We start from the raw sequence: 22,361 nt of genomic DNA, 5'->3' as shown, positions 1-22,361 counted from the left end.
GCGATTACTTTATGAATTTTTAAAATATTAAGGGACAACACATGTCTAATAAAACAACTGGCTCAGTAAAATGGTTTAACGAAGACAAAGGTTTTGGTTTTATCACTCAAGACAACGGCGGCGCTGACGTATTCGTACATTTCCGCGCAATTGCTTCAGAAGGCTTTAAAACCCTCAATGAAGGCCAAAAAGTATCGTTTGAAGTAGAACAAGGTCAGAAAGGACCTCAAGCTGCTAACGTACAAGCTATATAATATGGCACCAGCGTAGATGCTACTTAGCATCTACGTCGCTTCAAACTCTTCTTCACTTATTTATACTATCACTTCGATCAACAGCACATTTAAGCTAGCTGTTTCCTGCTAGTGTTAGCAGTCACTTACTAACAAGTAAAACATCCACACTCTACTTAATTAAAAATAATTATAAGGACACTTATGTCTCGTTCAACCGGTCGACATCGTTTTTGGTTTCAACATTCACGCCAACAAAATAACAAACCCACTAAATAAAACATCAACTCCTAGTATCCGCATGTACTAATAACGGCAAATAGACACAGCCCTTGTTAAAACATGTGGTTATATAGTGCAGCTAGGCTAAGCGCAATATCGTGAAGGTTTCATTGCTATACAATAAGGTCTAGCAAAATCACTATGCTCATAGCTTCTTGCCTGTTCACATTTACAGTCTAACGTAGCCTACGCGCGGCGTTTTGTCTGCAGCACTACTCAGCCTTTCTTTCGCCTATGCTAAACACTGTTAGGGTGGCAGGCCCATTCATTACTATCTTAATCAGGCACTTGCTTGTATTGAACTCACAATCAACAACTTAAAGACAATGTTTAACAAAGCCTTGCCAATAACACGATACCAAAAAACTGAGCTTAAGGGCTCGTGGCACATAGTGAAAATCTAGGGTTGCGGCGAGTTAACCGGTTTCAGCTTGTTTAAATGAGCTCATTTGGGCGCACCAAGAATGCTTAGCCCCCATAAAAAATGCCAGTCAGTAATACTGACTGGCATTTCATTTATTTACTAAAGGCTTTATTAGCTATTTATGGCTAGCCCTACTCCCACTCAATCGTTGCTGGCGGCTTGCCTGAGATATCGTAAACCACACGTGAGATCCCGTCGATTTCGTTGATGATACGATTACTCACATTACCTAGGAAATCATAAGGTAGGTGTGCCCAATGCGCAGTCATAAAGTCGATAGTTTCAACGGCACGTAATGATACAACCCAGTCATACTTACGCGCATCGCCCATTACCCCAACCGAACGAACCGGTAAGAAAACGGTAAAGGCTTGGCTCACTTTGTGGTAAAGCTCAGCCTTATGTAATTCTTCAATGAAAATGGCATCGGCGCGACGTAGAAGATCACAGTACTCTTTCTTCACTTCGCCCAGTACCCGAACACCTAAGCCTGGGCCAGGGAAAGGATGGCGATACAACATGTCGTAAGGTAGGCCAAGTTCTAAGCCGATTTTACGCACTTCATCTTTAAACAGCTCTTTAAGCGGTTCAACCAAGCCCATTTCCATGTCATCAGGTAAACCACCTACATTATGGTGAGATTTAATCACATGAGCCTTACCGGTTTTGGCGCCAGCAGATTCAATCACATCTGGGTAAATAGTGCCTTGAGCCAACCACTTGGCATTTTTCAGTTTCTTCGACTCTTCATCGAAAACATCAATAAACACATGGCCAATAATTTTGCGTTTCTTTTCTGGATCGCTTTCACCCGCTAGGGCATCTAAGAAACGCTGCTCGGCATTCACATGCACAATGTTCAAACCAAAATGGTTACCAAACATATCCATCACTTGCTGGCCTTCGTTTAAACGAAGCAAGCCGTTATCCACAAATACACAGGTCAGTTTATCGCCAATGGCGCGCTGAATAAGCATTGCCACAACCGAAGAATCAACGCCACCGCTTAGGCCAAGAATCACTTCATCGTCGCCCACTTGCTGTTTGATTTGAGCAATCGCATTTTCAATGATTGATTCAGAGGTCCATAGCGTGTCACAGCCACAGATGTCTTTAACAAAATGCTCCAACATGCGCAGGCCTTGGCGAGTGTGCGTCACCTCTGGGTGAAACTGCACGCCATAGAAGTGCTTCTCTTTATTCATCATTGCCGCATAAGCACAGCTGGGTGTTTTAGCAACAGTAGTAAAACCTTCAGGAATGGCGGATACTTTATCGCCATGGCTCATCCACACATCAAGTAAGGCATTACCATTTGCGGCAACCGCATCTTCAATGGCTTGAAATAATGGTGAAGCAGCCACCACTTCTACCTGGGCGTAACCAAACTCGCGCTCACCTTCACCTTGAATAACCGCACCGCCTAATTGCTCAGACATAGTTTGCATGCCATAACAAATGCCCAGCACAGGAACGCCCGCCTGAAATACATATTCAGGAGCTCGAGGTGAGTCGTGCTCGGTAACACTCTCTGGGCCGCCAGCTAAGATAATCCCATTGGGGGCAAATTCTCGAATGTCTTGTTCTGCGACGTCCCAACCCCACAACTCACAATAAACACCAATTTCACGAATACGGCGGGCGATCAATTGGGTGTACTGAGAACCAAAATCTAAAATTAGAATACGATGTTCGTGGATATCTTTGCTCATAATCACTTACTTAAATAGGCTGATAGAACCAAGCGCCACAACGGCGCTTGGTATAAGTAAAACAAGTTTAATAGGCTTAGCCCATACGGTAGTTAGGTGCTTCCTTGGTAATCGTCACATCATGAACATGACTCTCACCCATACCTGCACTGGTCACTCGTACAAATTCAGCTTTAGTATTTAATTCACTAATGGTGGCACAACCGGTTAAACCCATACATGAGCGTAGTCCACCCATTTGCTGATGGATAATAGTTTTCACAGGCCCTTTATACGCCACGCGGCCTTCAATGCCTTCTGGTACTAATTTATCAGCAGCATTGTCAGTTTGGAAATAACGGTCTGATGAGCCCTGAGACATCGCCCCTAAAGAGCCCATGCCGCGATAAGACTTGTATGAACGGCCTTGATACAGCTCAATCTCACCCGGTGCTTCTTCAGTACCGGCAAACATACTACCCACCATCACACAGGAAGCCCCAGCCACTAGGGCCTTGGCGATGTCACCTGAAAAACGAATACCGCCGTCGGCAATAACCGGAATATCACGGCCTTTTAAGGCTTCAACCGCATCCGCTACCGCCGTAATCTGAGGAACACCCACACCGGTTACAATACGTGTAGTACAAATAGAACCTGGGCCAATACCCACTTTAACCGCGCTTACACCGGCATCGGCTAGGGCTAAGGCGCCAGCTGCTGTAGCAACGTTGCCGCCCACAATAGGTAAATCGGGGTACTTTTCGTGAGTCGCTTTAATACGGTCAAGCACACCTTGAGAGTGACCATGTGAAGAGTCGATAAGCAATACATCCACACCCGCTTCAACCAAGGCGTCGATACGAGCTTCATTGCCTTCACCAGCACCTACCGCAGCACCGACCCGCAAACGACCAAAACTGTCTTTACAGGCGTTCGGTTTACGTTCGGCTTTTTTAAAGTCTTTTACAGTAATTAAGCCGGTTAATTTAAAGTTATCGTCAACCACCAACATTTTTTCAATGCGGTGTTCATGCATTAATTTTTCAACTACATCACGTGAGGTGTCGGTTGTGGTCACCAAACGTTCTTTAGGTGTCATCACTTCAGAAACTGTCTTATTAAAATCAGTTTCAAAACGAAGGTCACGTCCGGTCACAATACCAACTAAATCGTTTGTTGCTGTTACCACAGGGAAACCAGCAAAACCATGTTGCTGACGTAATTCGGCAATTTGACCTAGGGTTAAATCTGGCGTAACAGTAATAGGTTCTAGTACCACACCAGCTTCAAATTTTTTCACGCGGCGCACTTCGGCAGCTTGCTGCTCAATGCTCATGTTTTTATGAATAAAACCAATACCACCTTCTTGGGCAAGTGCGATAGCAAAGTTTGCTTCGGTCACCGTATCCATAGCAGCCGATACCATCGGAATACTTAAGGCAATATCTTTGGTTAGACGTGTCGCCAAATTGGCGGTATTAGGAAGTACTTCTGAGTGTGCAGGAAGTAATAGTACATCATCGAAGGTTAAGGCTTCTTTGGAAATTCTCAACATAGCAACATTCGCCTAAATCAGTTAATAAAGGGGTAAAATATTGCGGATGGATTATAGGTATAAAGCTAGCCAAGGTAAATTGAAAAATGTTATTTTCTTACATTATTTTACACTCTTGTTAGATCAAGCCAATGCAGCGCAAGCAAATCGCCGGAAATATCCTTAGCGTAAGTCAATTAAACCAAGAAGTTAGAAGTTTACTAGAACATTCTCTCGGAATAGTCTGGTTAGAAGGTGAAATATCAAACTTTTCTCAACCTTTTTCTGGGCATTGGTATTTTAGCTTAAAAGATCATGCCGCTCAGGTGCGCTGTGCGATGTTTAAAAATGCTAATCGCAAGGTGGTTTTTAGCCCCGAGACAGGTATGCAAGTACTGGTAAAGGCAAGAGTGACCTTGTATGAACCGCGTGGCGATTATCAGCTAATTGTTGAGGCGATTCATCCCGCCGGCGATGGCGCAATGCAACAAGCCTACGAACAGTTAAAAATGAAGTTGGCCGCCGAAGGCTTATTTGCCCAAACGGCCAAACGAGCCTTGGTTGAGTACCCCAGCACGGTTGGTGTAGTAAGCTCGCTTAGCGGCGCCGCATTACAAGACATACTGTCGGTATTGGCGCGTCGAGCTCCAGCGATAAAAGTGATTGTTTATCCGGCTGCGGTGCAAGGTGAGCAAGCAGCCAGCCAATTAATCAATATGATCAACATCGCCAATCAACGTGATGAAGTGGATGTGCTTATCGTCACTCGAGGTGGCGGCTCCAAAGAAGATTTGTGGGTATTTAATGATGAACAACTAGCCCGCACTATATATCATTCAAACTTGCCAATCATTTCCGCCGTCGGCCATGAAGTGGATGACAGCATCAGCGATTTAGTGGCCGATCTTAGAGCCGCAACACCCTCGGCAGCAGCTGAAATAATTAGCCAGCAAGCCAGCCATATTCAACAGCGCCTCGATAGCCTGAAACATCAATTAAGTCAGACCGCTAGACACCAGTTTAATCAGTGGCAACTGCACCTTAACAAGCTACACCATCGCATCGAGGCCCAGTCACCACAACATCGCTTAGAGCAACAACAACAACGTTTTGATGAACTAAGTCACCGCTTAAATTTAGCCCTAGAGCAAGGGCTAAAGCACTATGAAAAACAGCAGCAAGAGCTCCAACAGCGACTAAACCTGCACGTTCTCAGTAAACGACTGATACAAGCTCAACAAGGTTTAGATAAACTCAGCCACAGCTTAATGCAAGCTCAGCACAGCCAACAGCTACAGCGCCAACAGCATTTAGCCAGTCTGTGTCGTCAACTAAATAGTTTAAGCCCGCTGAATGTGCTAGAGCGCGGTTTTAGCTTGGTCACTCACCAACAAAAAATCGTAAAATCGGCAACTATGTTAACAAAAGGTGATGATATAAGCCTAAGATTTGCCGATGGTACACGTAAGGCAACGATTACCCACTAATGATTAACCTTTTAAACGTCGACATCACAACTAATGAGCAATTAGTCAAATTTAATAGGATTTTAGTAAGTTCTGACATAAAATTGACCGAGCTATAAATAGCAGCTAATTATTTAGCAGTTTAGCCATAATAATGACCAAGCCTAAAAGGCATGGCGAATACCAAAAGCATTAGCAAGTAAGAGTTAACAGCAAAACTATGAACTCATCGGATAGCAGCAAGGATAGCAAGCTAACATGGGTCGATAATCAAGAACAGCTCATCGGTATGATCTACCGCTCTGCCGCTGAGCCTGAGCATTGGCCAGAACTGCTTGAATATCTATATCAAATACTCGCATATAAAGCTGTTGAAGAACCGACTTCGCAGCCCCAAAGCGACCTTCAGTTAGATGCTTTGTTACCCTCAGCTAAGCGACCAGTCGACTTGGAGCGCAAAAAGGTACTGCTCAAACATTTTAATCAAGCGCTCAGTATTGCTGAACGTATCGATTATTTAGAGCAGAAAAACCACTCGTTAAATTCACTGCTCAACCACATTCCTGTTGGCGTGATTCTATTAAATGCTGAAAGCGAAATATTGCTAACCAATGAGTTGGCAGAAGAAACGCTACAACTGAGGCAGGGACTAAGCCAACAAGCTAAGACCTTGGTGACTCAAGAAGAAGAGAGCACCTTACTACTACAGCAATACGTTCGTGAATTATCTGAACTGGGTGCAGAGGCCAGCAACAGCCGCGGTCTGCCAATAACATCAGCCGCTCCCAACGAACAGCAAAGCATGGTTATCCTAAGCCCAGTTAACCACTTAAATAACTCCGACCTAGAAAAAAGTGCCAGCGTAGTGCTGTTTATTTCGCCTTCACGTCCTGATATTGAATTAGATTTAAGCGCTTTTGCCGACGGCTACAAACTCACCCCAAAAGAACAACGCATCGTAAATTATATTGCCCAAGGCGTAGCCCCCCAGATATCGCCGACAAATTGTTTGTCAGTTACAACACGGTTCGAACTCAGCTTAAATCGGTTTTTAAGAAAACCGGAGTAAACAGTCAAAGTGAATTGGCCAGTCTAGTATTAACCGGCCCTTGGGGCATGCTGTCACAAAACAGCCGCCGCTGCGCTAAGGCTAAAGGCGACAGCACCACCACCCATTGCTTCACTCTGCCAGATACTCGCAAATTGTGTTATCAAGAGTATGGAGCGCCAAACGGAAAGCCTGTGATTTACTGCCACAGTATACTAGGCTGTCGATTAGAGAATTTTTATGACCAAGTAGATGTGGCAGCACAATTAGGCCTACGACTGATTATTATTGACCGGCCTGGTTTTGGCGGCTCTGACTATGCTAAAGGATATAGTTTTATAAGATGGTGCGAGGACTTACAAGCGCTGCTCGACCACCTACAACTTAGACAGGTTGAGATTGTCGGTTACGCCACTGGGGGCGTTTATGCCGCCTGTGCCGCAGCTACCATGCCCGAGCGTATCAGCCACCTAAGCTTGGTGAGTTCAGGCGATATGCTACGCTATGATAGCGACTACCAAGCGACCGCAAAATTCTACCGCATGCATATGAAGTTAGCACGAGACTACCCCAAATTACATCGCTTGTTTGCCGGGATCTTAGATAAAGGCCTGCAAAAAGACCCTAATAAATTATTCAAAGTATTAGCTCGAGATCTCCCGCCCAGTGACCTTAAGGTGCTACAAGATCCCTGTTTTAGAAGCAAATTTAGCCGCTATCTAAAGGAAGCCAAGATTCAAGGTAGCAATGCCTTCTCTAACGAAGTCTGTCAGGTCATGTCACCTTGGCCGTTTAAACCAGAGCAAATCGACGTGCCGACTACGCTATATCATGGCGCGCAAGACCGGCTTATCCCACTGGCTTTAACTAAGCGTTTTGCCGAGCAGGTAGCAGATAGCCAACTGCATGTATATGAAAACCAGGGACATTATCTAATCTACCAACAATGGCCCGAGATATTGCAAGACATCGCTAAACGTAAGCGATAAGCTCGGCAACAAAAAAGGTGGCCTTAGCCACCTTTTTATTTGCCAACAAACGTTTAGTCTATTCGCTCAAAACGTCGAATAACCACTCGTTTAGATTTAAGCTCGTTACAGCTATTACAAAAATAGTCCACCGCACCGCAGGCTTTTAACTTTTCCAGTTCGGCATCACACTTGTCACAATGCACTCGCTGTAAAAACTTGTGGTGGCAAGCACCACACAACCAATGGTCGTGTTCATGCTGTAATTGTCCATCGCATTCAGGGCAAGCAACTTCAATACTCATCGTCCTCTCCTAAGATTTCTTGTATTTACTCACATTCTGCATTTTCTTACGACGACGCTCTTGGGCCATAGTCAACTTAGACTTTTTATCTGAAAAGGGGTTATCCCCTTCCTTAAATTCGACGCGAATTGGCGTGCCCATGATTTCCAGCGCCTTACGATAATAGTTCATTAAATACCGTTTATAAGAATCAGGCAAGGAGTTCACCTGATTGCCATGAACCACAATGCGTGGGGGGTTGTAGCCACCGGCATGGGCATAACGTAACTTAACCCGACGACCACGAACCAATGGAGGTTGGTGATCATCCTGAGCCATTTGCATAATTCGCGTTAACATAGAGGTAGACACGCGTTTTGTTGCGCTAGTATAAGCTTCTTGTACAGACTCATATAAGTGGCCTACACCAGTACCATGCAGCGCTGAAATAAAATGCACACGAGCAAAATCGATGAAACCTAAGCGACGGTCCAATTCAGTTTTAATTCGCTCTTTGTAGTCGTTATCTAAACCATCCCACTTGTTTACCGCCAAAACCAAGGCGCGCCCAGCATTGAGCACAAAGCCCAGTAAGCTTAAGTCTTGATCAGAGATGCCTTCTCTAGCGTCAATCACCAGCATCACTACATTGGCGTCTTCGATAGCTTTTAAGGTTTTGATTACTGAAAATTTTTCAACAGTTTCCGTCACTTTACCACGCTTGCGCACACCGGCCGTATCAATCAAAATATAATCTTGATCTTCGCGCTGCATAGGAATGTAAATACTATCTCGAGTAGTACCTGGCATATCGTATACCACCACCCGTTCTTCACCCAAAATACGGTTAGTTAAGGTAGATTTACCCACATTGGGTCGACCAACAATCGCCAGTTTTATCGGTAAGTCGGCAAACTGCTGCGCTAGTTCATCTAACTCAGACTCGCTAAGCTCTTCAATTTCACTTACAGCCAGATCATTAGGTTCTTCTGGTAGTTCACTTTGCTCTTGAACAAAAGGACGTAGCGCTTGCTCTAGTAGCTGGTTTACTCCGCGGCCATGAGCCGCAGCGATATGGTGGATTTCACCTAAGGCTAAGGCATAAAATTCACCACAAGCCGCATCGGCATCAATGCCATCTGTTTTGTTAGCTACCAAGAAGACTTTCTTTTCTTGCTTGCGTAAGTGGTGGGCAATGGCTTCATCCGCCACTGTCATACCGGCGCGAGCATCCACCAAAAACAACACCGCATCGGCTTCTTCAATGGCTTGTAAGGATTGCTGAGCCATCATCGCATCGATGCCTTGCTCATCACCATCAATACCCCCGGTATCAATCACAATAAACTCTTGGTCGGCTATTTTGGCCTGTCCGTATTTACGGTCACGAGTCAGTCCAGGAAAATCAGCGACTAAGGCATCCCTGCTACGAGTAAGACGATTGAATAAGGTAGATTTGCCAACATTTGGGCGTCCCACTAAGGCGACAACAGGAAGCATAAGGGCCTCATTTTTTTAGAATTTATGACACGACAAAGGCTCATGGTTAATTAACCATGAGCCTTTGCTGAATAATTATAACAACTTAACTGCGATCTAGCGCATATAACTTGCCATTTCGAGCTTGAACAATAATTTTGTCAGAGCTGACCACAGGAGCGACATATAAGCCGCTTTTATCAACGAGTATTTTGCTGACAAATTCACCCGTATCGCGATTTAACCAGTACAGGTAGCCCTCACTATCACCAACGACAACATAATTACCATCAATGGCTGGAGCCGTCACTAAACGGTAAGACAGTAAGCTTTGGGTCCAACGCTCTACCCCGTTAGTTCGGTCAATACTGTATACGTTATCGCTAACATCGGTAACAAATAAGGTTAAACCAGCCGAAGCTAAATCCTGATAAGCAGAGTAGCTGCGTCGCCAAGCTTCTTCACCATTACGCAGATTGACTGACACCAAATTGCCATTGTAAGCCACGGCGTAAAGCTGCGAGCCGATCAATACCGGTTTACTGTCTACATCAACAATTCGATCAATTTCGGTAGAGCCTTTTGGCTGAGCCAACTTGCTTTCAAACAATAACTGACCATTGTTTAGCAGATACAAACCCACTTTACCGTCGCTACGCCCAAGAACGACCGCGCCGCTAGAAATAATCGGCGGAGCTTTACTGCGCAGTGATAAAGTAGGCTGATCTATCTTAATATCCCAGCGTTGCTCACCGCTATGAGCATCCAAAGCCACTAAATGGCCATTACTGGTGATAACCACAACAATGCTGTCTTCAACCGCCGGAGCAGCCAGTACTTCGCCGGCGACTTTAGCTTGCCATACAATCTCACCAGTATCAGCGCTTAAAGCAAATACGTCAGCGTTTTCAGTACCTAAATAAACCCGCTGATAAGCCGCTACCAAGCCCCCAGAAATACGCGCATTGGAAGTATTACCAGAAAAACGGTTATTACTTTCCACCTCGGAGAGGTCTTGCTTCCACAAGCGTTTACCATCTAGGCTCAAGGCTTCTACTTCACCAAAGCGTGCGGCCGCAAAGATGGTGTCGTAGGCGACCACCGGTGACAAAGTAGAGAAATAATCATCAACACCCTTACCTACGCGAGCCTGCCATTGCTGAGCAACCGTAAATTGGTTACTAAACTCTGGCACCGGTGCCATCTGTACAACATCTTCTTCAGAGTTGAACAAAGAACAAGCCGATAAGCTAGCGAGTAAACAGGCTAAGCCTAAGCCGCGCCATGCTTTAACCATTGGTAGCCTCAACTTGGCTTAAGTCATTCAATTTCAAGGTAACACTAGGGTCAAGCTCAGCTGCACCAGCCGTTACTGCCGCTTGATAAGCTTGGCGCGCCAGCTCTTGCTCGCCTTGTTGCAGGTAAATGTCACCTTTAATCAACTCCACCGAGCCTTGCAGTGCAGGCTCTTTAACCAGTTCTAGGCTAGCTAAGGCTTGAGTAAACTCAGCTTGCTGGGCCTGAACCCGAGCGAGGCGAGTATAGATCATGCCTTTAAGCTCTTCGGGGGCGCCTTGTAAGGCTAGATCAAGTTGGCTTTGCGCTTGAGCATAGTCTTCGTTTGCCACCAATTCTTTGGCTAACAACAGCGCCGCAAATACTGAATAGTTTTTATCGCCTTGATTAGCGGCAACAAAGTCGCTAAGAGTGCTTAACTCGTTTTCGCTACCTAGCTGAGAAACCACTTGCTGGTAAGCGTCTGAAGCAGCTTCTTGCTGCTGAATTTGATAATCGCCGTAGTAGCGCCAACCAAATACTGCGGCTAGGCCTAATACTGAACCACCAATAACTGATGTGCCGTTTTTCTTCCACCAGTCTTTGATGGCCTGAACTTGCTGTTCCTCTGTAGAATAAATCTCCACAGTGTCTCCTTAACTATACTAATACGTTTTTTAGCAATGCAGGCAACTCAGACTGAGCGATGCATTGCTGTTGAATGTCTTGACGTAGGTACTTAACGGTTACCTGTTGATTGGCTAGCTCATCTTCGCCGATGATAAGAGCCACTCTAGCGCCCGATTTATCGGCACGCTTAAATTGTTTTTTGAAGTTTCCGCCACCACAGTGACTCATCACCCGCACTGAGGGTAACGCATCTCGCAATTGTTCAGCTAATGAAAATGCCGCGCCAAGTGTTCCTTCTCCAGCATTGATCACATAAACGTCGGCGCTTGCTGGTAAATCACCCAACAATTCAAGCGTTTCCAGCAACAGCACTAAACGTTCCATGCCCATGGCAAAACCCACCGCAGGTGTGGCTTTGCCACCCAGCTGTTCCACCAAACCATCATAGCGACCGCCAGCACACACGGTGCCTTGAGACCCCAAACTAGTGGTTACCCATTCAAATACGGTACGGTTGTAGTAATCTAAACCACGCACTAAGCGAGGGTTTAGTTCGTAGGCGATGCCCGCGTTATCCAACAAGGCACATAACTGAGCAAAGTGCGCGCGGCTTTCGTCATCAAGATAATCACTTAAGCTAGGAGCGTTTTCTAGTGCCGCTTGCACCTCAGGATTTTTGCTATCCAATACCCGCAAAGGATTGTCGTACATTCTGCGCTTGGCATCGTCGTCTAAGCTGTCTTGATGCTGTTCAAGATAAGCAATTAGCGCATCTCGATAATTAGCGCGAGCTTCATTGGAACCTAGGCTATTGAGCTGCAAAGTGACATGTTTATCTAAACCAAAGGCCTTCCAGAAACGCGACGAAAGAATAATCACTTCGGCGTCGATGTCGGCGCTGGCAATACCAAAGGACTCTACGCCCACTTGGTGAAATTGACGATAACGGCCTTTTTGCGGGCGTTCGTGGCGGAACATCGGACCCATATACCATAGACGCTGCTCTTGGTTATACAACAACCCCGCTTGATTACCCGCACGAACACAGCATGCAGTACCTTCTGGGCGCAGAGTCAAGCTGTCGCCATTGCGGTCTTCAAAGGTATACATTTCTTTTTCAACAATATCGGTGACTTCACCAATAGAGCGCTTAAACAAATCTGTGCTTTCGACAATCGGCATGCGTATTTCGTTATAACCGTAAGCCGCAACAACCTCACGGATCACCGATTCCACTTTTTGCCAAGCTGGCGTTTCGCTTGGCAGACAATCATTCATGCCACGTATTGCTTGTATTTGTTTAGCCACATTAATCTCGAATAAAACTGGTCAATAACTACTAAAAGCCCTCGATTATAGGGCTTTTAACGATGGAGGTAAATTTAAATGCAGAAGCGCCTTAACTGATGTTTTTGATAGCAATCCGCGAGCGGATCTTCGCTTCTAAAGCGTCAACTAAGTTGTCATTATCGAAGCGTTCTTTTTGGCGAACCCCATCTTGATAAAAACCACTCTTTTTATTGCCGCCGGTAATCCCTAAATCAGAGATTAAGGCTTCGCCGGGGCCATTTACCACACAGCCAATAATCGATACATCCATTGGCTCTACAATGTCTTCCAAGCGCTGCTCTAGGGCGTTGACCGTAGCAATAACATCAAACTCTTGACGCGAACAGCTTGGGCAAGCGATGAAGTTAATACCACGTGAGCGGATCCGTAAGGACTTAAGAATATCAAAGCCAACTTTGATTTCTTCCACTGGGTCAGCAGCCAGCGATACACGTAAAGTATCACCAATGCCTTGTGACAATAACATGCCCAAACCCACTGCCGATTTAACCGAACCACTGCGTAATCCGCCAGCTTCTGTAATGCCAAGGTGTAGGGGTTGGTCAATACGCTTGGCTAAACCTTGGTAAGCCCCTACGGCTAAAAATACATCCGAAGCCTTAACGCTCACCTTAAACTGGTCAAAATTCAAACGGTCCAGTATGTCTACATGGCGCATCGCCGATTCAACTAAAGCCTCTGGCGTTGGCTCTCCGTATTTTTCCTGCAGATCTTTCTCTAAAGAGCCGCCGTTTACCCCGATACGAATCGGAATACCACGATCTTTAGCCGCATCCACAACTGAGCGAATGCGTTGTTCATTACCGATATTACCGGGATTAATCCGTAAACAGTCAGCGCCATATTCAGCCACTTTAAGGGCAATGCGGTAATCGAAGTGAATATCGGCCACCACCGGAATCGACACTTGTTGTTTGATTTGCTTGAAGGCCTCGGCTGCATCCATGGTAGGCACTGAAACCCGCACAATATCCCCACCCACGGCAGCAATTCGATTAATTTGTTCAACCGTAGCTGCCACGTCAGTGGTACGGGTATTGGTCATGGATTGTACTGAAATGGGGGCATCTCCCCGACAGGCACATTCCCCACCATGATTTGAGTCGATTTACGGCGGGTAATAGGAGTTGGTTGATTCATATTCAGCTAGGGTCTTAATTATTGGGGTATGGTCATGCGCACAACTTTACCGCGCTTAAATGACGATAAGTCGATTTCTTCTGTTCCATAAGTGACGCTTACACCTGCGTTGGTGCCAAGTACAATACTGTAGGGTGACGCCGCTGCCACAGTTAAGCTTTCACCGGGTTGTTTAATCGCCGCCACCAAACGCTTACCGTTGGCATCGCGGATTTCTACCCAGCACTCATTTTCAAAGCGCATGTTTAAGGGGGTAAATTCAGCACTGGGCTGATTAACTTGGCTATCTTCACTTGCGCTAATACTTGTATCTGCGCTTGGTTCAGCTACAGCTTGTGGGGGCTCACTCGCTTCTGCAGTGGTAGTATTGGCTTCGAGCAATTCAGCTTCGCTCGCTTGTGGCTGCGCCTCAGGTTCGGAATATAAGGCTTCGGCGTTAGCCTGCGCTTGCTCATCAGTACTTGCATCCACCTCAGCGGGATCAAGTGCCAGCGATGGCTCTTCACTCAAGCCCTCGTTGGCTTGAATAACCGGGCTTATCTCAGCTTCTAACTGGGACTGTTGATAATCGGCTTGGCTATTTTTATCCTGCCACCACCAAACAACCAGCAAAACCACGATCCCCAGAACGACTAAATAGGTAAATTTCATCAAGCGACTATCATGGGTTTCTTGCTTGATTCGCCTAGAAAAACTCTGCATTTCGGTGCGTTGTTCTTGAGCAACGTTGAGATGGGCGTAGCTTGATAGTACCAATTCTTCTGATACATTTAACAAGCGCGCATAAGCCCGTAAATAACCCTTGATGAAGGTATTTGACAGACCGCTATCAAAACTGTCTGCTTCGATGTCTTTCACCACCTGCAATCTAAGTTTTAAGCGCTCAGCGACTTGGTTTTGACTTAACTTGGCAGCGACTCGCGCGTCTTGCAGCATCTGCCCAGGGCTGACCACTTCGATGTCGTCACTCAATTCTGCTTGCTCTGATTCTGCTTTAGTAGTCATTTGCTATATATCGTTTTGTTTGTTCCGATTTAGGAAATTGTTGTTGCAGGGTCATCCCCCAGCGCGCTTCCTCAGCAAAGTTATCCGCAGCGCTTTCGAGGCGAACCCAAGCAAAGGCACTTTCTGCCGTTGTTTCAGCCATACTATCATACCGTTGCAGATATAAACGGGCCTGCTCAGGTTTATTTTTTTGTAAATAGACTTCTGCTGCACCGAGTAAAGACAAGGGGCGGCGAATATTATACGCCAAGGCGCTGGAGAAGTAATTGAGGGCTTTATCCAATTGTCCCGCATCAAGGGCACACAAGCCGGCATTTTCATTGGTTCCCGCCACCTGCACATATTCAGGATTTGCCAACGCTAAGTTAAACAGTTTTTCGGCTTCTTGATAATTCTTTTGCTGGCACAGCATCACCCCATAGTTATTTAATACATCACCATTTTTAGGGGCTATTGTGCGCGCCTTTTTATAAGCTTCGATGGCTCGTTCAGGCTGGCGAACACGTTGGTAGAAATGCGCTTGGGCAATATACACGTCAACAAAATTGGGGGCTAATTCTTGAGCCAGCTCCAAATTACGCTTGGCCTGCTCGGCGTCCCCAGCATCAAGGTAACGCAGGGCGAGACTAATTCGAGTTTTGGCGGCAGCTACTTTATCGAGCTGCCTTTCACCGGAGTTGACTTCTTGACCATTAATTCTGGTTTCAGTAACACATGCGGACAGTAAACAGACAGCGACAAGCAAGTACAAACAACGTTTCATATCCATCCTTCGATAAGCTTAGTTATTGAATTGTGACTGAAATTTCTTGTTGTTGCATCCGTTTTTTCATGGTTCTTTTAGTTCTGTCGACAACGTCACCTGCCAACTGGCCACAAGCTGCATCAATATCATCACCACGGGTTTTCCGCACTACCACAGTGAAGCCGTATTCCATTAGTACCTTACTAAAGCGGTCAACACGGCTATTACTTGGCTTAGTAAAAGGTGAACCTGGGTAAGGGTTAAACGGGATCAAGTTGATTTTACATGGCGTCTCTTTTAATACTTCGGCCAACTGGTGTGCCTGCTCCATGGAGTCATTAACGCCATTTAGTAATACATACTCCACGGTGACTTTGCCACGGTTGGCGTTGGATTTAGCCACATAACGTCTCACCCCAGCCAAAAAGGCTTCGATGTTGTATTTATCGTTAATCGGCATAATTTCACTACGCAACTCATCGGTAGGCGCGTGCAAGGAAATCGCTAAGGCTACATCAAGTTGGTCGCCTAGTTTATCCAAAGCGGGTACCACTCCTGATGTACTCACTGTAACCCGACGCTTACTCAAACCATAACCGTTATCATCCAACATTAACTCTAAGGCTGGGATTAAGTTATTTAAGTTTAATAATGGCTCGCCCATGCCCATCATCACCACATTGGTAATAGGTCGCTTACCTTCTATGCCTTTATGCCCAATAACCTGAGCGGCGCGCCACACTTGGCCAATAATATCCGATACTTTGAGGTTACGGTTAAAGCCCTGTTGCCCAGTAGAACAAAACGTACATTCCAAAGCACAACCTACTTGTGATGAAACACACAGCGTGGCACGGTCACCTTCTGGAATATATACCGTTTCTATCTCTTGGCCGGCCACCAACATCGCCCACTTAATGGTGCCGTCGGCACTGCGCTGTTCGGTACTGATTTCCGGCGCTTGTATGATGGCTCGTTGCTTAAGCTTCTCACGCAAGGCTTTATTGATATTGCTCATCTGGTCAAAATCGTCAACACCAAAGTGATAAATCCATTTCATCACTTGATCGGCCCGGAAAGATTTTTCGCCCATATCGGCAAAAAACTGGCGTAATCCAGCACGATTAAAATCAAGTAGATTGGTTTTTGTCTCACTCATCGCTTTACTCCACGACTGACCATTTAAAAAAAGCGCCGAATTGTACAAATAATAACTATAGAAAGCCAGCTAAACTCAGCTTTCAGCGGCCTTTTAGCTAATTCAACTGGCACTAAAGCCAGTGATAAAAAAAGAGGCCTTAGCCCCTTTTTGTTGATTAGCGAGGACAAATCTCATTGTCTTCAAAGAAATAGGCTATTTCTCTGGCCGCTGACTCCGGTGAATCGGAGCCATGTGTGCCATTAGGTGGCATTCCAGTTCCAAAATCATGACGCAAGGTGCCGGCGGCAGCTTCTGCCGGATTAGTGGCACCTAATAATTCTCGATAGCGCTGTACTGCATTTTCTGCTTCTAAGACTTGCACCATGATCGGCCCAGAAGTCATAAACTCAATCAAGGGCAAGTAAAAAGGCTTACCCTCGTGCTCAGCGTAAAAGCCCGCCGCCTGCTCTTGCGATAGGTGCAACATTTTTGCCGCAACGATACGTAAACCCGCCGCTTCCATTCGTGCATAAATTGCGCCTATTGCATCCTTGGCTACTACATCAGGTTTAAGTATAGAAAAAGTACGTTCTAAGGCCATTACATCGCTCCGTCGTAAGTTGTATTGGTAAAATCACTGCCATGATTGAAAATCATAAGTTAGCTAGCATCACATAACAAGCGTGCTAAGGTGCGCACGCCATGACCTTTAGCACCTGTCGCCCACAATCCATTGGCGGCTTTTTGATAAGAGCCAGAAAGATCAAAGTGCAGCCAGTTTTGCTCTGCCTGCTCCACAAAGTGAGCTAAGAACGCCGCGGCAGTTGACGCGCCCGCCATCCCTTCACCAGAAGAAATATTAGCGATATCGGCAAATGCAGAGCCTATTTGTCCCTTATGGAAGGGCTCTAAAGGCAAAGGCCAGGCTTTTTCGTACTCGGCTTTCGCCGCTTGTAATGCGTCATGTACCCGTTCATCAGCAAAACCAAACACGGCATTATAATCTCGGCCTAGGGCCATCTTAGCTGCGCCAGTTAGGGTGGCGGCATCGATGATCAAGCCCGGCTTGTCTTGGCTAGCGGCGATTAAGCCATCGGCTAACACTAAACGCCCTTCGGCGTCGGTATTAAGCACTTCTACTGAAACACCGTTTTTATAGCGAATCACGTCACCGAGTTTATAGGCGTCACCTGATACGAGGTTTTCAGCACAGCAAAGATAGAGCTTAACTCGCTTGTTTAAGCCAGAAGCAATCGCCAAAGCAAGCGCCCCGGTAACTGTAGCGGCGCCGCCCATATCACTTTTCATCATCGCCATACCATCGGAAGGCTTAAGGCTATAACCGCCGGAATCGAAAGTAATGCCTTTACCCACTAAGGCCACAGCGACCGGTTCATCAGCCTTGCCTGAAGGATTATAATCTAGCTCTAACATGGCAGGAGCCTGACTACTGCCTCGCCCCACTTGATAAATGCCCACCCATCCCTGTTCGAGTAAAGCCTCGCCAGAAATAATTCGGTGCTTAATATGTTCAGGCGCCAAGTTACTGAGTAAGGCCACTGCCGATTCACACAGGCTCATGGGGTAAATTTCGGCGGGGCCTAAATTAATAGTTTGCCGAGTCCAGTCAATTGCGCTTTTTAATGCCTCAAAGCGTTGTTGGTCGCTGCCAGTTAATCCATTGATAAGTAGTTGATTATCTTGCTTAGCGTTATAATAGCCTTGATAAAAGGCCCAACAGGCCTCTAGATCCCAGCCTTCTCCAGCGATGGCCAGCTGTTTTAAACCTTGCGCATCTAACTTTCTGGCCGCTTTTTGAATGTCTTGAAGACGCTGCACGCCTTCACCAGTTACATGAATATTGACCTGACTATTTTCAAAACTCACTAAGGCCTGCTCGCCCCAAACAGCGTCGGCAGGCTTAGCACATAAGACTAGTTCCAATACGGCAGTCATCGCTACGTCCTCATAATAAAAATTGACAACGAGACGGCCGTTTTAGTCAAGTTCATCCATCCAGGCTAAAATAATTGCTTCTAAAATACGCTCGTTGCTATGTTGTGGGTCGTCATCAAAATCATCTAATTGACACACCCACTGATGTAAATCGGTAAACCGAACTTGTTTCGGATCTTGCTCGGGAAATTGTTCGGCCAGTTCTATCGCAATTTGCTCTACATCTATCCAACGCAGTCCCATGAGCGCTCTCCTTAGTGCTGCTCAGACACCATATTAATCGTGTATTTAGGGATCTCTACCACTAAGTCTTCGTCGGCAACCACAGCTTGGCAGCTCAGTCGAGACTCGGGCTCTAAACCCCAGGCTTTATCTAACATATCGTCTTCTAATTCATCGCTCTCTTCTAAGGAATCAAATCCTTCACGAACGATCACGTGACAAGTAGTACAAGCGCAGGACTTTTCACAGGCATGTTCAATATCAATGCCATCTCGCAGCGCCACATTTAATACTGTTTCGCCTTCTTTGGCTTCTACTACCGCGCCTTCAGGACACAAGTCCTCATGAGGCAAGAAAATCACTTTAGGCATCTTAAATCCTATCTACTTGCTGACCGGTTAAGGCCTGTTTAATGGAATCATCCATTCGCCGCGCTGCGAAATCCTGGCTGACACTATCTAATTGTTTAATGGCTTGCTCAATCGCTGCCACTTTATCTCCTGCGGCCACTTGTTCCAAGTGCTGCATGGCTTGCTCAATAAGTTGGCGCTCCTCGGCACTTAACAAGCGTTCACCGCTTTCAGCCAAGGCAGTATTCATATCTTCAATAAAGCGCGCCGCTTCCACTTGTTGCTCACGCAACATTCGCATGCTGACATCCTCTTTGGCATGCGCTATCGAGTCTTTGAGCATTTGTGCCACCGCTTCGTCGGCTAGACCATAGGAAGGTTTCACTTCCACGGAAGCTTGCACGCCAGTGGATTTTTCCATTGCTGTCACCGATAACAAACCATCGGCATCCACTTGGAAGGTCACTCTAATATGCGCGGCACCAGCCGCTAAAGGCGGAATGTTTCGCAGAGTAAACTTAGCCAGCGAGCGACAATCATCTACCAATTCACGCTCACCTTGCACCACATGTACGGCCATCGCCGTTTGGCCATCTTTAAAAGTAGTAAACTCTTGCGCCCGCGCTACCGGAATAGTGGTATTACGAGGGATCACCTTCTCAACCAGGCCGCCCATGGTTTCTATGCCTAAAGACAGTGGGGTTACATCTAGCAACAACAGTTCGTCGTCTTTTTTGTTACCCACCAAGGTATCGGCTTGAATCGCTGCACCGATCGCCACTACTTGATCGGGGTCGATGCTGGTTAGCACCGGCTTTTTAAAGAAACTAGCCACATCTTCGCGAACTTTAGGAACCCTTGTTGAGCCTCCTACCATTACCACATTGCTAACTTCTTCTAAGTCCACTTCAGCATCACGCAGTGCTCTGCGGCAAGCTCGAATGGTGCGTTTAACCAAGTCATCAATCAGCTGTTCAAAAGACTCACGAGTAATAGAGCCTTGCCAATCAATGCCTTCAATAGCCAGTTCAACGCTAGTTTGCTGCCGTTCACTTAAGTCGATTTTAACTTGGTTGGCAATGCGCGATAATTCACGCTGTAACTGAGGCGAGCGAACGCCTTCAAGCTGGGCTTGCTCGGCAATCCACTCCACCAGAACATCATCGAAGTCATCGCCACCTAAAGCAGAATCACCGCCGGTGGCCAATACCTGAAATACCCCTTTAGACAAACGTAAAATAGAGATATCGAAGGTTCCGCCACCTAAGTCATAAATGGCAATCACGCCTTCATCGCCACTATCTAAACCATAAGCAATCGCAGCAGCGGTGGGTTCATTAAGTAAACGTAATACATGCAGGCCAGCTAGCTGAGCGGCATCTTTAGTGCCCTGACGCTGGGCGTCATCAAAATACGCAGGAACCGTAATCACCACGCCATCGGGCTCTCCTTGCAGAGATTCCTCGGCGCGTTTGGCTAAGCTTTTGAGAATTTCGGCCGACACCTGCACCGGATTAACGGCTCCCGCCACGGTATTAATTTGCGGCGACTCGCTTTTAGCAAAGTCATAAGGAAAAGTAGCAGCATCAATATCACTGCTGGCTTTACCTAATAAGCGTTTTACCGAAGTAATGGTATTATGCGGGTCGCTAACGGCATGGGCTTTTGCGGCTTGCCCAACCTCGATACCTGCTGAGTGATAACGCACCACCGAGGGCAGTAAATAACGACCATCATGGTCGGCCAGCGCCACAGCTTTACCGCTGCGCACAGTAGCAACCAATGAATTAGTGGTACCTAAGTCGATACCAACAGCGAGTTTATGTTGATGAGGAACAGCCGATTGCCCAGGCTCTGCAATTTGTAGTAATGCCATAGATTAATAATCTAGAATCTTCTCTTCGAGTTGCTGTAGCTGCTGTTGTAAACGAGCGTAAAATTTAAGCTTACGGACATGGTCAGCGGCTAAATCAAAATTTTGCTCATTGTAGGCTTTTTCAAAGCTAGAGCTCAAGTCACTTCGTTGCTGCTTAAGTAAGGTGGAAAAATCGTCGATGGCTTGCTCAGGGTCGGCAGCATTTTCGATTTCGGCCAACTGTTCTCGCAAGGCCATTTGGCTCATTAAGAAATCAATGTCGTTAATCGTTTGCTGTTCACCGCTTAAGTCTATGCCCTGCAAGCGTAGCAGGTATTGAGCTCGAGCTAAGGGGTCTTTGAGCGTTTGATAAGCATCGTTGATTTGCGCTGCCTTTTGCATAACCGCGGCTTGGTTATCTTGATTATCAGCGGCGAAGTTATCAGGATGGTATTGCTGTTGTAACTCTCGATAAGACTGAGCTAGACCTTGAAGGTCTAGCTGGAAAGAAGGACTTAGAGAGAACAATTCAAAATAATTCATAGCGTATTCCATTTAAACGCTAAAGCTCTCTCCGCAACCACATTCGCCGGAAACGTTGGGGTTGTTGAATACAAAGCCTTCGTTTAAACCTTCTTTAACAAAGTCTAATTCTGTGCCGTCGATGTAAAGTAAGCTTTTTTCGTCGACAATTACGTTCACACCGCAACTTTCAAAAACTTTGTCGTCTTCAGCCAACTCGTCAACAAACTCAAGAACATAGGCCATGCCCGAACATCCAGAGGTTTTAACACCAAGGCGCACACCTTTGCCGGCGCCTCGGTTAGCTAAAAACTGGCTTACATGGGCAGCAGCCGCTTCAGTTAGTGATACAGCCATCATCGGCTCCTTACTGTCTAAGCGTTTTTCTTTTTGTAGTCAGCAATTGCCGCTTTAATGGCATCTTCAGCCAAAATAGAACAGTGAATCTTCACTGGTGGCAAAGCTAACTCTTCCGCGATATCGGTATTTTTTAAAGCTTGTGCTTCTTCTAAGCTTTTACCTTTAACCCACTCGGTTACTAGCGAGCTAGAGGCAATAGCAGAACCACAACCATAAGTTTTAAAGCGTGCATCTTCAATCACACCTTGGTCATTCACTTTAAGTTGCAACTTCATTACGTCACCACATGCCGGAGCGCCTACCATACCGGTACCGATATGTACGTCGTCTTTATCTTCAAAGGCACCCACGTTGCGTGGATTCTCGTAGTGGTCGATTACTTTTTCACTGTAAGCCAT

General features: G+C 46.2%; 22 protein-coding genes and 1 pseudogene. 4 read left to right on the top strand and 19 right to left on the bottom strand.

Annotated features, from left to right (window positions below):
- Nucleotides 1–41: 41 nt before the first annotated feature.
- The gene (cspE, locus tag AR383_RS20845) at nucleotides 42–254 is read left to right on the top strand and encodes a transcription antiterminator/RNA stability regulator CspE (RefSeq protein ID WP_055734877.1); all 213 of its coding nucleotides are present in this window, start codon (nucleotides 42–44) and stop codon (nucleotides 252–254) included.
- An 816-nt stretch (nucleotides 255–1,070) separates the two neighbouring features.
- Here cspE and guaA read toward each other — a convergent pair.
- Together guaA and guaB are read right to left on the bottom strand one after the other, a co-directional pair.
- Complete coding sequence (gene guaA, locus AR383_RS20840) at nucleotides 1,071–2,651, bottom strand: glutamine-hydrolyzing GMP synthase (RefSeq protein ID WP_055734876.1); 1,581 nt, start codon at nucleotides 2,649–2,651, stop codon at nucleotides 1,071–1,073.
- 76 nt (nucleotides 2,652–2,727) lie between these two features.
- Nucleotides 2,728–4,188: an IMP dehydrogenase gene (gene guaB, locus AR383_RS20835; RefSeq protein ID WP_055734875.1), complete on the bottom strand. Its 1,461-nt coding sequence runs from the start codon at nucleotides 4,186–4,188 to the stop codon at nucleotides 2,728–2,730.
- A 131-nt stretch (nucleotides 4,189–4,319) separates the two neighbouring features.
- On the opposite strand from guaB, the gene xseA reads away from it, so the two are divergent.
- The 3 genes from xseA to AR383_RS20820 all read left to right on the top strand — a co-directional run bounded on the left by xseA (nucleotide 4,320) and on the right by AR383_RS20820 (nucleotide 7,670).
- Nucleotides 4,320–5,654, top strand: a complete 1,335-nt coding sequence (gene xseA / locus AR383_RS20830; protein ID WP_055734874.1) for an exodeoxyribonuclease VII large subunit — start codon at nucleotides 4,320–4,322, stop codon at nucleotides 5,652–5,654.
- Nucleotides 5,655–5,853: 199 nt separating this feature from the next.
- On the top strand, nucleotides 5,854–6,702 hold the full coding sequence (locus AR383_RS20825) for a hypothetical protein (RefSeq protein ID WP_055734873.1): 849 nt from the start codon (nucleotides 5,854–5,856) through the stop codon (nucleotides 6,700–6,702).
- Between the two features lie 14 nt (nucleotides 6,703–6,716).
- Entirely contained in the window at nucleotides 6,717–7,670 is a 954-nt protein-coding gene (locus AR383_RS20820) for an alpha/beta fold hydrolase (protein ID WP_055734872.1), read from the top strand.
- A gap of 53 nt (nucleotides 7,671–7,723) precedes the next feature.
- Here AR383_RS20820 and AR383_RS20815 read toward each other — a convergent pair whose 3' ends face one another.
- From AR383_RS20815 to iscU, 17 genes and pseudogenes are all read right to left on the bottom strand, one after another.
- Nucleotides 7,724–7,954: a zinc ribbon domain-containing protein gene (locus AR383_RS20815; protein ID WP_055734871.1), complete on the bottom strand. Its 231-nt coding sequence runs from the start codon at nucleotides 7,952–7,954 to the stop codon at nucleotides 7,724–7,726.
- A 9-nt stretch (nucleotides 7,955–7,963) separates the two neighbouring features.
- Nucleotides 7,964–9,433, bottom strand: coding sequence for a ribosome biogenesis GTPase Der (gene der / locus AR383_RS20810; RefSeq protein ID WP_055734870.1), 1,470 nt, complete (start codon nucleotides 9,431–9,433; stop codon nucleotides 7,964–7,966).
- 85 nt (nucleotides 9,434–9,518) lie between these two features.
- Nucleotides 9,519–10,709: an outer membrane protein assembly factor BamB gene (gene bamB, locus AR383_RS20805; RefSeq protein WP_055734869.1), complete on the bottom strand. Its 1,191-nt coding sequence runs from the start codon at nucleotides 10,707–10,709 to the stop codon at nucleotides 9,519–9,521.
- Nucleotides 10,702–11,334, bottom strand: a complete 633-nt coding sequence (locus AR383_RS20800) for a YfgM family protein (RefSeq protein WP_055734868.1) — start codon at nucleotides 11,332–11,334, stop codon at nucleotides 10,702–10,704. Before AR383_RS20800 ends, bamB begins: the two co-directional genes overlap by 8 nt.
- Before the next feature lie 13 nt (nucleotides 11,335–11,347).
- Nucleotides 11,348–12,625 carry a histidine--tRNA ligase gene (gene hisS / locus AR383_RS20795; protein WP_083481731.1) on the bottom strand — a complete coding sequence of 426 codons (1,278 nt, stop codon included), beginning with the start codon at nucleotides 12,623–12,625 and terminating at the stop codon, nucleotides 11,348–11,350.
- A 91-nt stretch (nucleotides 12,626–12,716) separates the two neighbouring features.
- Nucleotides 12,717–13,807, bottom strand: a pseudogene (gene ispG, locus AR383_RS20790) (flavodoxin-dependent (E)-4-hydroxy-3-methylbut-2-enyl-diphosphate synthase).
- Between the two features lie 18 nt (nucleotides 13,808–13,825).
- A complete protein-coding gene (locus AR383_RS20785; RefSeq protein WP_055734865.1) occupies nucleotides 13,826–14,812 on the bottom strand; it encodes a RodZ domain-containing protein in 987 nt (328 codons plus the stop codon).
- On the bottom strand, nucleotides 14,802–15,575 hold the full coding sequence (gene pilW, locus AR383_RS20780) for a type IV pilus biogenesis/stability protein PilW (protein ID WP_055734864.1): 774 nt from the start codon (nucleotides 15,573–15,575) through the stop codon (nucleotides 14,802–14,804). Before pilW ends, AR383_RS20785 begins: the two co-directional genes overlap by 11 nt.
- Before the next feature lie 22 nt (nucleotides 15,576–15,597).
- Entirely contained in the window at nucleotides 15,598–16,716 is a 1,119-nt protein-coding gene (gene rlmN, locus AR383_RS20775) for a dual-specificity RNA methyltransferase RlmN (RefSeq protein WP_055734863.1), read from the bottom strand.
- A gap of 157 nt (nucleotides 16,717–16,873) precedes the next feature.
- The gene (gene ndk, locus AR383_RS20770) at nucleotides 16,874–17,299 is read right to left on the bottom strand and encodes a nucleoside-diphosphate kinase (protein ID WP_055734862.1); all 426 of its coding nucleotides are present in this window, start codon (nucleotides 17,297–17,299) and stop codon (nucleotides 16,874–16,876) included.
- 59 nt (nucleotides 17,300–17,358) lie between these two features.
- Complete coding sequence (gene pepB / locus AR383_RS20765) at nucleotides 17,359–18,654, bottom strand: aminopeptidase PepB (RefSeq protein WP_055734861.1); 1,296 nt, start codon at nucleotides 18,652–18,654, stop codon at nucleotides 17,359–17,361.
- Between the two features lie 42 nt (nucleotides 18,655–18,696).
- On the bottom strand, nucleotides 18,697–18,897 hold the full coding sequence (gene iscX, locus AR383_RS20760; RefSeq protein WP_016401231.1) for a Fe-S cluster assembly protein IscX: 201 nt from the start codon (nucleotides 18,895–18,897) through the stop codon (nucleotides 18,697–18,699).
- Nucleotides 18,898–18,908: 11 nt separating this feature from the next.
- Nucleotides 18,909–19,247 (bottom strand): ISC system 2Fe-2S type ferredoxin, encoded by a 339-nt coding sequence (gene fdx, locus AR383_RS20755; RefSeq protein ID WP_055734860.1) that lies wholly within the window; start codon nucleotides 19,245–19,247, stop codon nucleotides 18,909–18,911.
- Nucleotide 19,248: 1 nt separating this feature from the next.
- Nucleotides 19,249–21,102, bottom strand: coding sequence for a Fe-S protein assembly chaperone HscA (gene hscA, locus AR383_RS20750; RefSeq protein ID WP_055734859.1), 1,854 nt, complete (start codon nucleotides 21,100–21,102; stop codon nucleotides 19,249–19,251).
- Between the two features lie 3 nt (nucleotides 21,103–21,105).
- Entirely contained in the window at nucleotides 21,106–21,624 is a 519-nt protein-coding gene (gene hscB / locus AR383_RS20745; protein ID WP_055734858.1) for a co-chaperone HscB, read from the bottom strand.
- 12 nt (nucleotides 21,625–21,636) lie between these two features.
- A complete protein-coding gene (gene iscA, locus AR383_RS20740; protein ID WP_055734857.1) occupies nucleotides 21,637–21,960 on the bottom strand; it encodes an iron-sulfur cluster assembly protein IscA in 324 nt (107 codons plus the stop codon).
- Nucleotides 21,961–21,977: 17 nt separating this feature from the next.
- Nucleotides 21,978–22,361 (bottom strand): Fe-S cluster assembly scaffold IscU, encoded by a 384-nt coding sequence (gene iscU / locus AR383_RS20735; protein ID WP_055734856.1) that lies wholly within the window; start codon nucleotides 22,359–22,361, stop codon nucleotides 21,978–21,980.

This window comes from Agarivorans gilvus, assembly GCF_001420915.1.
Classification (GTDB): Bacteria; Pseudomonadota; Gammaproteobacteria; order Enterobacterales; family Celerinatantimonadaceae; genus Agarivorans; species Agarivorans gilvus.
Note: the sequence above shows the minus strand (reverse complement) of the source record. Positions and strands in the feature narration are given on the sequence as shown.